6 protein-coding genes are annotated in these 12,427 nt (G+C 48.4%); 1 reads left to right on the top strand and 5 read right to left on the bottom strand.

Annotation, left to right across the window (positions count from 1 at the left end):
- The first annotated feature begins 51 nt into the window (after positions 1 to 51).
- Positions 52 to 864 carry an alpha/beta hydrolase gene (locus ABIE50_RS29885; protein ID WP_209862474.1) on the top strand — a complete coding sequence of 271 codons (813 nt, stop codon included), beginning with the start codon at positions 52 to 54 and terminating at the stop codon, positions 862 to 864.
- Between the two features lie 275 nt (positions 865 to 1,139).
- Here ABIE50_RS29885 and ABIE50_RS29880 read toward each other — a convergent pair whose 3' ends face one another.
- From ABIE50_RS29880 to ABIE50_RS29860, 5 genes are all read right to left on the bottom strand, one after another.
- Positions 1,140 to 2,741 carry a SusD/RagB family nutrient-binding outer membrane lipoprotein gene (locus tag ABIE50_RS29880; protein WP_354028238.1) on the bottom strand — a complete coding sequence of 534 codons (1,602 nt, stop codon included), beginning with the start codon at positions 2,739 to 2,741 and terminating at the stop codon, positions 1,140 to 1,142.
- 29 nt (positions 2,742 to 2,770) lie between these two features.
- On the bottom strand, positions 2,771 to 5,920 hold the full coding sequence (locus ABIE50_RS29875; RefSeq protein ID WP_209862472.1) for a SusC/RagA family TonB-linked outer membrane protein: 3,150 nt from the start codon (positions 5,918 to 5,920) through the stop codon (positions 2,771 to 2,773).
- Positions 5,921 to 6,301: 381 nt separating this feature from the next.
- Positions 6,302 to 7,879 carry a SusD/RagB family nutrient-binding outer membrane lipoprotein gene (locus tag ABIE50_RS29870; RefSeq protein WP_209862467.1) on the bottom strand — a complete coding sequence of 526 codons (1,578 nt, stop codon included), beginning with the start codon at positions 7,877 to 7,879 and terminating at the stop codon, positions 6,302 to 6,304.
- An 11-nt stretch (positions 7,880 to 7,890) separates the two neighbouring features.
- Positions 7,891 to 11,376, bottom strand: coding sequence for a SusC/RagA family TonB-linked outer membrane protein (locus tag ABIE50_RS29865; protein WP_209862465.1), 3,486 nt, complete (start codon positions 11,374 to 11,376; stop codon positions 7,891 to 7,893).
- 5 nt (positions 11,377 to 11,381) lie between these two features.
- Complete coding sequence (locus ABIE50_RS29860; RefSeq protein ID WP_209862462.1) at positions 11,382 to 12,407, bottom strand: FecR family protein; 1,026 nt, start codon at positions 12,405 to 12,407, stop codon at positions 11,382 to 11,384.
- Positions 12,408 to 12,427 lie beyond the last annotated feature (20 nt).

Raw genomic sequence — 12,427 nt, 5'->3', positions numbered from 1 at the left:
CCTAGTATGATAGCCGCCTTATTTTTTAAGATTCTCTAAAAAGCCAGAGTAATGAAAGCAATAGCCCGTTTTTTATTATTAATATGCCTGGCGCAAACGGCCAGGGCAGCGGATGTGGATACCGTATCTATTCTCAGCGCAAAAATGAAGCGCGCCTACAAATGTGTGGTCATTACGCCCGCCACCTATAAAAACGGTACACAGCGATACCCGGTAGTATACCTGCTGCACGGCGCCGGTGGCAATTTCGCCAACTGGGTAACCAATGTGCCGGTTATCAAGGAACTGGCGGATGCCTACCAGTGCATGATCGTATGCCCCGATGGCGCAGTAACCAGCTGGTATTTTGACAGCCCGGTAGATAGCTCCATGCGTTTTGAAACCTATGTGTCAAAGGAAATTCCGCAATATATAGATCAGCACTATCAAACCCTGCCAGAGCCCGCTCACCGCGCCATCGCCGGCCTGAGCATGGGCGGCCACGGTGCGCTGTTCCTTGCCATCCGCCACCAGGACACGTTTGGCGCTGCCGGCAGCATGAGCGGCGGCGTGGATTTCCGGCCCTTCCCGAAGAACTGGGATATTAAAAAACGTCTCGGTGATCCCGGAAAGGATGGTGCTAACTGGTACGACTATACGGTAATTAAGCAGGTAGACAGCCTGAAGTCCGGCGCTTTATCACTGATCATTGATTGCGGAGTGAAAGACTTTTTTATCGATGTAAACCGGGATCTGCATAAAAAATTATTGCTGACAGGTATCGATCATGATTATATAGAGCGTCCCGGGGAGCATAACTGGAACTACTGGGCAAATGCAGTAAAGTACCAGCTGCTCTTCTTCCACCAGTTTTTTCAAAAGTAAAAGAGCGTATGTTGTCTGACTCAGGATTTAGATGATTGCGCTGATTACACAGATTTTTTTAAAGAAAGCAGATCTTTTAAAATTGATAAGAACAAATAGGGAGATAGCAGCGGAATACGCTTTTATCTCCCTGATCTATAAAAAAAACTAAAAATAAATCAATGTAATCAGCGTAATCATCTAAACCCTGAGTCAGACAAAATCCGCAAAGAATGCCGGTCCTCAACAGGACCGGCCTTTTTTATGCACGCGATTCAAAATAAGAATGTCTGTTTTTATTTTTTAGGATCCCACCACAGGTGTGTACCGCCCACATCTTTGGGCTCGCTCAGCGTGGCAACCGCTTTGGTAACACCTGCCCCGTTGGTAGAGTATTCATTACTCGGGAATGGGGCCCTGCGAACAAAATCAGTAGTGCTTACTTTTCCACCACTGTTGTTCACAACAACCGGGAACAGTTTCGGATAACCGGTGCGGCGGAATTCACTCCATGCCTCCTGTCCTTCAGGGAAATTAGCGATCCATTTCTGGGTAATGATACGTTCCAGTTTCCTGTCGAAGTTGGCGCCTTCATCCCATTTGATGGTGATGGTGCTCAGGTACTGCGAACCTTTTTTAATATCATTCTGGCCGGCTGTCATTGCTTTGGGATCAATGTATTCAGCAGGCAGGGAAGTGGCATTGTTATAATAAGTGCCGGCGCTGCCCAGTGAATATTGACTAAAGGATGTTTGTATACCGGTTTCATAATTGGTTTGGGCGTTACCTGCACCGGCCCATCCGCGGATAGCCGCTTCTGCTTTCAGGAACCAGGCTTCAGCAGCTGTTACCAGTTGCAATTTGCCAGGCAGGTCTGCCAGCTTGGAATAATCGGCATAGCGCGCTTTGCCATCAATGTTGATGCCATTGCGGATACCGATGTATTTATCTTTTACAACAGGATCTACTGCCTTCTTAAAGTATAAAGGAAGTCGGGGATCATTGTAACCGCCAAGGTAAGTGCCCATTGGCGCCCCCATCAGGATATCGCCCCAGGAACCGCAGATGGTGTTCAGTGGATGCGTGGTGGTACCAATATCCACAGTGAAGTTATCTTTATAGGTTTGCAGTAATCCGCCTGCATTGGCCAGGGCGGCTTCCCCTTCCAGTTTGGCTTTGGCTGCATCTACGTTTACAATGCGTAAGGCAAGCCTCAAACGCAGTGTGTTGGCAAATTGTAACCATTGTTTGTAGTTGCCGCCGTATACAAGATCTGATTTTGTGAACAACGCTGTAGAAGGCTTATCAGCCAGCGGCGTAAGGATATCGATCGCTGTTTTCAGCTCTTCAAAGAAAGTGTAATACACATCCTTCTGGCTGTCGTAATCGATAGAACCATCTGCATTCGGTGTATTGTATTTGCTGTAGATGATAGGGCCGAAGATATCGGAGGTGCGGTGCATGGCTTCTACCTTAATGATGAGCGACATGGCATAGCTGTCCGGTACTTTGCCTTTTGTGAACCCGGCCACTTTGAAGCAGGGGTTCATTACATTCGTATAGCCGGTACTGAAAGTGGTGTTGATCCAGCCATCCACGAAGCTGTAGGTGATGTTGTTGATGTTGCCGCCAAAAGGTGTGGGCGACATCATATAACCACTGTAAATATCACTCAGCAGGTTTTGCTGCAGCTGGAAAGTGGGAGCCGGCTGATACAGGTATATACTGCGTTGCGCCTGTTGCAGCAGGGCAGGAACCAGTGCGAAATCGGCTGCCAGCTCATCATCGGTGGAACCGTACGGGTTTTTATTGATGTCTTCAAAGTTCTTGGTACAGCTGCTGAAGCATAGCGTGGCTGCCATAGCCAGACCCGCTATTTTGAATATTTTATAATTCATAGCTCTTGTTTTTGTTGTTCTTAATCAGGTTAAAATGCACATTTCAGGTTTAGTCCAAAGCTGCGGGTAGATGGTAAACCAAATACATCCACACCTTGTACACCATTGCCGGTGCTCATGCTCAGTTCGGGATCGTAAGGCGCTTTTTTAGTGATGAAGAACAGGTTACGTCCTACCAGTCCAAGCTTCATATCTTTGAAGAATCCTGGTTTCAATGCAAAACTATAGCTGATGGATAATTCCCTTAAGCGGATGTTGGTAGCATCATACATATAGAATTCAGTGATGCCTGCACGGCCGCCAATGCCCTGGTAGTACAGGTCTGCCGGTATTTTTCCGGTGTAGGCCTTGCCGCTGGCATAAACAGCGGGAACATCCACGCCGCCGTTATTACGTGCGTCTGCAGTTGCTTTTGATACGCCGTACTGGTCCATCATCGCCTGGGTAATACTCATTACCTTACCGCCAAAGCGGCCATCCACAAGGATGTTCACGTTGAATTTTTTCCAGTTGATGGAGTTGTTCCATCCCAGCAGGAAGTCCGGCGTAGGGTTGCCCAGGTATTCCAGTTTGCCGTCTTTTGCTTTGGGCTTGCCGGTTTCATCATCTATTACCAGCGCACCGCTTTCATTGCGTAAGGCTTTCTTTCCGTAGATATCGCCATAAGCGCTGCCTTCATGAAGCACTAACGCATATGTATTAACGTTGTCTCCTTTTGGCGTGATGGTATAATCCCCGTTCAGCTGTGGCGCCAGTTTGATCAGTTTGTTCCGGTTACGGGTAAAGTTGAAGCCGGTGTTCCAGCCTACGTTCTTTTGTTTGATCACCTGGTAACCCAGTGTGGCTTCAATACCGGTATTCTGTACATCGCCTGCATTCAGGTAAGCATTGGGATACAGGTAGCCTACGGATACAGGGAAATCGAAGTACTGGTTTTTGGTGTGGGAGTTGTACCAGGTAACATCCAGGTTGAGGCGATTGTCGAAGAACCTCCACTCGGTACCAACTTCAACGGAAGTAGTGATCTCTGGTTTCAGCGCAATACCGCCAAAAGGTCCGGCAATATTGGATATCAGCGTTCCTGAAATCACCTGGTTGGTTGGTCTTGTTACAAACTGGTCTACATCATTACCCACTTTCGCATAGGAAGCGCGGATCTTTGAATAGGTGATGGAAGAAGGCATCTTGAATACATCGCTGAGAATGGTATTTAAACCGGCGGAGTAATAAAGGTATCCTTTCTTCATGGAAGGAGTATAAGCCAGGGTGGACGACCAGTCGTTACGGGCGGTCAGGTCCAGGAATACTTTTTCGCTCAGGTTTATGCCAGCGGTTGCAAACACAGACTGGATCTGCCTCCTGGCGCCGGTGGGCGTTAATTTCGCCGCAGGGCTCAGTTTCAGGTTACCGATGTGGAATACATTCGCAAATGCAAGATCGCCGTCTTTGGAGTCTATAAAGGTGCGGTCCTGTTTCAGATCATTGATACTGGTACCGGCAGTAAAATTGAATCCCAGTTTATCAGATAATTTCCTGTTACCGGATACCAGCAGGTCGCCATAGTATTGCGTACTGGTAAGGTAATCGTATGTATAACGGCCATTGGCATCAGCGATGGTTGTTTGTGTACCTGCGTTTGCTTTCAGTTCATACTTATCCCATGCTTTGTTGGCGTTACCACGCACCTGTACATTTAACCAGTCGTTGATAGCATACCGCAGGCTCAGTGAAGCAATGAGATTATCTTTCCTGTTTTCTGTAACGTTCCTGTTCAATATCCAGTATGGATTCTGCTGGAAGTCTTCCCCCGCCTGGCCTTTATCATAGTTGATATTCCACCAGTTCTGCATGTTCACGTTACGCATGGTGGAGAAGTACTCATAGTTGTTCTTGTAACTTTCAAAATCCAGTCCCCTGGGGAAAATGTATAAGCCGGTAAGCGGGTTATAATACAAACCGGAAGTAGGGCGGTTATGCGCATTTTGTGTGGTCATCTGCACATTTGCGTCGGCAGTCAGTTTGTCGTTCAGGAAAGTACCTGTTTCCCTGAAATTGAGCGTGTGCTGGCCATACTTTGTGGTAGGCATGATGCCCTTATTCGTGGTGTTGGAATAAGAGAAGTAGGTTTGCGCTTTTTCTGTACCGCCGGCTATATTTACGGAATTGATCCAGGTAGTGCCTGTCCGGAAGAAATCTTTCACAATTTCCCGGCTGCTGCCTGCTTTGCCCCAGCTGTCGATCGTACCTGCGCCTGTTTGAAGATAGGAGTTTTGTGATTCGGGGAAATAAGCGGGCCTGTCGATCGTGAAGTTGGAGGAGAAGTTCACTTTAGCCTGACCTATCTTTCCTTTTTTCGTGGTAATGATAATAACCCCGTTACCGGCCTGGCTGCCATACAATGCAGATGCGGAGGCGCCTTTCAGTACGTTGATGCTTTCAATATCATCCGGGTTGATGGTGCTTAGAATATCGCCTCCGTCACGGCCGCCGGAAGATGCGCCGGATGCCTGTCCCCACAGGTCGCCGGGTTGTGCGCTGGTGAAGTTGGCAATAGGTACTCCATCTACTACATACAGGGGCTGGTTTTCACGGATGGATTTTTGCCCGCGTAATATCACCCTGGCGGAACCGCCCACACCGGAAGCGCTGCGGTTGATCTGTAAACCGGACACTCTGCCGGATAAGCTATTGATAACGTTTGTTTCTTTTACATTGGTAAGATCTTCTCCTTTTACCTGTTGGGTAGAGTAGGTGAGGTCTTTTGCTTTACGTTGTATACCGAGCGCGGTAACTACCAGTTCATTCAGTCCTTTTACATTGTCTTCCAATGTAACATTTATGGTGGCGTTGCTGCCAACGCTGCTTTCTTTTACAGCGAAGCCAACATAGCTGAAAACAAGCACATCACCGGCTTTAGCATTGATATGATATTTACCTTCTGCACTTGTTTGTGTGCCTTTGGAGGCGCCTTTGATTTGTACAGTAACACCGGGAAGCGGGTTGCCTTTGCTGTCCTTTACGGTGCCGCTGATTTCTTTTTCCTGGAAAGTGCTACGGAATGAAGATGCGGGCGACCATGCATAGCCGGTGGCCTTCGCATATGCACTGTCTGCTAATATGGAAGTGAGGGCCAGACCGGTCATAGCGCACACTTTCATAAGGCGTAGGTTTTTTTTCATACTTGCCTTTTTATTTGGTTAATAAATGGGATTTATATTGTTGATTTAAACTGTTCATTTTTTGCGTGCTTTTAGAAAATGAAATGCCCGTTAGCATGGCGCGCACCATCCTTTAGCGGTCGTTTTTCCCCCGCGTTATATGCAATACCGGCCCATAGGGGCGTGCAAAGCCTCATTGCCTATCGCAATGTGTTGAACCGGGTTGAGCAAAGCAGTGTTGTGTGATGTGTTTCCCTTACATGAAATATGTTTTTGATAACGTCTGCCTGTTACAGGTTACATAGCATGAAGCGCTCAAATGCGGCGCTTCAGGAAAGGAGTCGTGCGGAGTTATTTTTAGTACTATCCTGTTTTAAATTATTTTTAATTTTTGGGGAGATGTTAACGGAGATCCCACCAGAGCGGGGTTCCGCCGGTGTCAGGGCCTCTGAGGGTGGCTATGGCACGGGCAACTGCCTTGGGATTGGTAACAAGTTCTATCTGTGGCATAGGCAGGCGCCGGATAAATTTTTCAGTAGAGATAGTATTACCGCTGTTATTGATCACTACAGGAAATAATTTCGGATAACCAGTGCGCCGGAATTCACTCCAGGCTTCCTGCCCTTCGGGAAACATGGCGATCCATTTTTGAGTGATAACGCGTTCCAGTTTCCGTTGTAATGGTGCATTTTCTTCCCATTTGATGGTAATGGTGCTTAAGTGGGGATCACCTTCCGGCACGTTGTTATCGCTGTTCTGCGGATCAATATAGGGATGAGGTTTATTCACACTATTGTTCATATATGCATTGACGTTAGGAATGCCGTATTGATTAAAAGAGGTGCTGATACCGGCAGCATAGTTGGTAGCGGCATTCCCGGCGCCTTTCCATCCGTATAGCGCCGCTTCGGCTTTCAGGAACCAGGCTTCCGCCGCCGTCATGAACAGGATCCTGTTGTCAAATTTCACCAGTTGCGAAAAACCGCTGTATTCTTCCTTGGCGACAATCCTGATACCGTTGCGTATGCCATGATAAATATTTACCCCATCATCTGTAGGAACAAAATAATGAGCCAGCCGCGGATCTTTATACCCGGTTAATATTGATTCCATAGGAGCGCTCATCCTAAGATCGGCCCAGGTGTAGCACATGATATTCAGCGGATGTGTAACCGGCGATATATTCACTGCAAAATTATCTGCGGGCAGGGTGAGCAACCCGAGTGGATGGCTCAATGCAGCTTCTCCTTCTTCCTTTGCTTTCTTCGGATCAATCCCTGAAATACGGATGGCCAGCCGTAAACGCAGCGTGTTGGCAAATTTTACCCACTGGGTATAATCGCCTTTGTATACAAGGTCGAATGTGGCAAAGCGTTGGGGGAAGCCGCTGCTGATAAAACCGGTGAGTGTGTCTATCGCTTCACCCAGGTCCTTGAAAAAAGCATAGTAGGCTTCCTGTTGTGAATCATAATCAATGCCCATTTCTTCATTCAGTATGCCATACTTTGTATAAATAACAGGCCCGTAGATATCGCTGATGCGATGCATGGCTTCCACCCTGATGATCTGTGCCCATGCATAGAAATCGGCGTAATGCCCTTTGGCTTTGGATTGTGTAAAGTCGCAGGTTTTCATCACATTGCTGTAGGTAACCTGCCAGGGTTTATTATTCCAGTAGTACAACAGGCCGTAGTTGGTATTGTTGATATTGCCTTCAAAGGGAGTAGGCGCCATCATATAGCCGGAAAAGACATCCGCATTAAGGTTTTGCTGCAGCTGGGCGGTGGGGGGATCGTTATAAATGAGCAGGTTCAGCTGCGCCTGCGACAAAGGTTCTCCCATCAGCCGGTAATCGGCTTTTAGTTCCTCTTCTGTAAAGTCGAAAGGATTCTTGTTGATCTCATCAAATTTCTTCGTACATGCACTTGCCAGCATAATTGCCATAACAGCGAATAATGTGGTTGTTTTCCAGCTTTTCATTGGTGAGTATTTTAAATTCCTAATCTCAGGTTAATACCCATACTGCGTACGGGCGGTAACCCAAAAACATCTACACCCTGCAGGCCATTGCCGGTACCCATAGATACTTCAGGATCAAACGGCGCATGCAGCTCAAAAAAGAAAAGGTTCCTGCCTACAATGCCCATCCGCATATTGCGGATCCATTTCCATTTTAGTGGTATGCGGTAGCTCAGGCTCAGTTCCCGCAAGCGGATGTTGGTGGCATCATACATATACATTTCACCGATGCCGGCCCTGCCGCCAATGGTGGTATAGTAGCTTTGCGCATCAATTTTCCCGCTGTGGGGTGTACCGTTGCTGTTTACGGCGTTGATATCCACGCCGCCATTATCGCGGGCTTTGGCGCTTACTTCACTCACGCCGTACCAGTCGAGCACCGCCTGGGTAACGCTCATCACCTTGCCGCCGAAACGGCCGTCTACCAGGAAGCTCAGGTTAAAGTTCTTATAGTCGATGCTGTTATTCCATCCTATGGTAAAATCAGGATTAGGGTTGCCTACTTTTTTAAATGCATTGCGCGTTTGGAGCTTACCTGCTGCATCAATGATGTAGGCGCCCTTATCATTCTGTACCAGTTCCTTATTGGAATAAATATCTCCCCATGATCCTCCCTCCATGATAAAAGAGCCGAACATATTCACGCCGAAATCGGTGAGCACAAACATACTGCTGGTATCTGCGCCGATGATCCTTGAGTTGGAAAGCGATATGATCTTGTTTTTATTTGCAGCGAAGTTGATGGTGCTGGTCCAGGAGACGGCCTTATTACGTATAGGCATCAGGGTGAGCGTGGCTTCCCAACCCTGGTTTTGTATGTTACCCATGTTGAGATAGTAGGTGTTATACTTATTGCCAAGTGGCGCCGGCACTTCCATGTATTGTTTGTAGTTATTGTTTTTGTAGAAGGTAACATCGGCGGTGATCCTGTTTTTCAGCAGGTGCGCTTCCAGTCCTATCTCAAAAGAGCGGTTGTCTTCCGGCTCCAGGCTAAGCCCGGGGTATAGTGTACGCTGGTTCAGTACTACGCGCGTAACGCCGGCGATGGTTTGCAGGCTGAACGCTGCGGGCCTCGAGGAGTAAGCAGCAATGTCGTTCCCTACTTTTGCATAGGAAATGCGGGAGCGCAGGAAATCGACGGGCGCCGGCATTTTAAACATCTCGCTCCATACGGCCGATAGGCCGGCGGAATAATAGAAGTATCCTTTATGCAGGGTGGAGGTATAGGCAAATGTACTGGACCAGTCGTTGCGCCCGGTAAGATCCAGGAAAAGATAATTGTTGATGCCTGCCTGTATGTTGCTGAACAGTGCCTGCAGCTGTTTCTGGTCTATGCTGTGCTGCGCATCGAGCGAGGTACTCAGTATATTGGATACGGAAAATTTATTCGGATAGGTAAGGCCCGGATCTGCATTGGGATTGGAGCCATTAAAGGTGCGCTCATGCGCTTTGGTATCTGTAATACTTGCCCCGATATTACCGGCCAGGTGCAGCCACTTATTCATTTTGCGGCTGGCATTCAGCATCATGTCCCCATACAGTTGCGTATTAAATTCCCGCTCAAGCGTGTACCGCCCGTTGGAACCGGCTAATACGATCTGTGTACCGGCATAGGCTTCCAGTTCATACTGATCCAGCGATTTGTCGAAGTTGCCCCGTGCTTTGAGCGACAACCAATCATTCAGCTGCCAGGTGAGCGACAGCGTAGCGAGGCCACGGTACCTGGAATCCAGCCGCAGATCGCGGTGCAGTGCCCACATGGGATTCTGCTGATCGTCCTGCCCTATCCATTTTTTATCATTACGGATATTCCACCAGTTCTGCATGTACAGATCGCGGCCCTGGTCGTAATATTCAAAGTTGTTTTTATAGTAATCGAAATCCTGTCCGCGGGGAAAGGTATAAAGCCCGGAGATAGGACTGTAGTACAATCCCGATGAAAGCCGGTTGGTAGTGCTTTGTGCGGTGAAAGATACATTGGCGTCCATCACCAGTTTATCGTTCAGCAGTTTCAGTGTTTCGCGCAGGTTTACCGTATGACGGTCGAATTTGTTGGTGGGAAGAATTCCTTTATTGGTTGTATTGGCGTATGAAAAATAACTCTGCGCGGTTTCCGTGCCGCCGCTGAAAGCGATGGTATTGGTGAAGGTAGAGCCGGTGTTATAGAAGTGCCTTACATGATCCGGTGCGTTAACAGACCGGCCCCAGCTGCCCAGGGAGCCGGGTTGCGGGGTGCCTACTTTGTCTACGCCGGGTGTATCGGTTTGTGCATACCGGTATTGCAGGGGAGGAAGTAATGCGGGCATTTCCCTGGTATAATCAGAAGAAACGTCAATTTTGCTCCGGCCGGGCTTACCTTTTTTAGTAGTGATGAGGATAACGCCATTGGCGGCCTGACTGCCGTAAAGTGCGGCTGCAGAAGCGCCTTTCAGGATACTGATGCTTTCTATGTCATCAGGGTTGATGTTGGAAATGCCATCTCCTCCATCGCGGCCACCGGCGCCGATGATGTTATGCGACTGCCCCCATACATCCGCCGGCTGTGCAGGGGTATAGTTGGCATAGGGTACGCCGTCAACAATATACAACGGCTGATTTTCACGGGTTGACTTGTTGCCGCGCAGCACTACCCTTACCGAACCGCCGATACCGGAAGCGCTGCGGGTGATGGTGGCGCCGGCCGTTTTCCCGTTCAGGCTGTTGATCACATTGGCGTCTTTTACCAGCTGAAGGTCGTCGCCATCCAGCTGCTGTGTAGCGTATGGCAGTTCCCGGCTTTTTTTCTGGATGCCCAGGGCAGTGACCACCAGTTCACTGAGGGCTTTTACATTTTCCTGCAGGCGCACGTGGATAGCCGGATCGGTACCTACAGTAACCTCGCGGGTAATGAAGCCTACGGAGCTGAACACAAGCACATCGCCGGTGCTGGCTTTCAGTGAAAAACCGGCATCGGCGTTGGATTGGGTTCCTTTGTTGGAATGTTTGATCTGAATGGTGACTCCTGGGAGTGGCGTGCCTTTGTTGTCGCGTACTGTTCCACTGATATCTCTTTCCAGGGACACATGATTCAGCAGGTTTACAGCAGGTGAGGTCCCGGTATCACTTTCTGCTCCTACTATAATTTTATTATTGATACGGGTAAATTTTAACCCTGCCTGCACTGATAATAGCGTAAGAACTTCATCTATGGGTGTTTTAGTACAGTTTAACGTGATCTTTTTCTTCAGGTTAAGGTCTGCTTTGTCGTAGTGAAAATTCAGGCCTGTTTTCGCCGAAATTTCGGTCATTACATCTTCCAGGTTTTTGTCTTTCACCTGGATGGTGACAACTATAGCCGGGGGCGGGTCGGGTATTTGCGTGATGGCACTAGTCGTTGTGTTCAGGCTCCCCGCCAACAGCAGTGTCAGCATCAACCCCGTGGATACAAACCACATCAGGGGGCATGGCTTTACCCTCATATGGACTAGTTTTTATTTTGCAGGTAAACGGTATCGTTTTTAATGGTATAGGAAAGGGATTTGGCGAGGCAGATAATATCCATCACATCTTTCAGGCTTTCATTTTTGAAAGAGCCGTTATAGTTCCATTCTTTTTTGTTGCTTTTGTTAACAACGGTGATGCCATAGCGGTTTTCTATACCTGTTACTATTTCATTATAGGGAGCATCCCTGAATACAAGGTATCCCTGTTTCCAGCCGGTTACTTCTTCGGGTTTGCTGAATACGGATTTTACCATGCTGAGTGAAATACGGTCGTAGCTGATTTGTTCGCTTGGCAGCAGGATGAGTGAAGAAGATGAGCGGCTGTTTTTATCCAGCTGGTCTACTTTCACTTTACCGCTTACCAGTGCTACCGTTACTTTGTGTTCGCTGGTATATGCCCGGATGTTAAATGCCGTGCCAAGTGCGGTGGTAGCCAGTTCCCCTGTATTCACCACAAATTGCCTGGCCGGATCAGGCGCCACATTAAAGAAGGCCTCACCTTCCTCCAGGAAGATGGTACGACTGCCGGCATCAAAATGTTCAGGGTAGCGCACCTTGCTGCCTGCGTTCAGTTCCAGCGAGCTGCCGTCTTCAAGGGTAATGCTTTCTTTATTTCCTTTGGGAGTGGTGATTTCCACGAACCCGTTCCTGATCACCCGGTTGGATTGCAGGGCTATCACCGGGGGCTGGAAACTGCCGGCGGCTGGCCGGGTAGCGGGCGATGGCCGGTTAAACCAGAAAAGCCCTGCAGCAAGTAATAGCACCGCTGCTGCGGCAGCATACCAGTAACGGGTATAGATAGGCCGCACTTTTGGCGCGGGGCTGATCTGTTCATTCAGTTGTAAGCGGATGCTGTCCAGTTCCTGGTCGAGCTCCTTATCTGCTATGTAGGTGGACTTATGCCGGTTGATATTTTCAAACCATTGATCTACAATAGCCTCTTCTTCAGGAGAGCAGTTCCCCTGGTTATACCGCTCCAGCAATATTTTGATCTGTTCTGTGTCCACCTGTTGCCGTTTTAAGTGTT

The sequence above is a fragment of the Chitinophaga sp. OAE865 genome (assembly GCF_040546735.1).
Lineage (GTDB): Bacteria > Bacteroidota > Bacteroidia > Chitinophagales > Chitinophagaceae > Chitinophaga > Chitinophaga polysaccharea_A.
The sequence above is the reverse complement of the archived record's forward strand: the minus strand, read 5'-3'. Positions and strand labels throughout refer to the sequence as shown.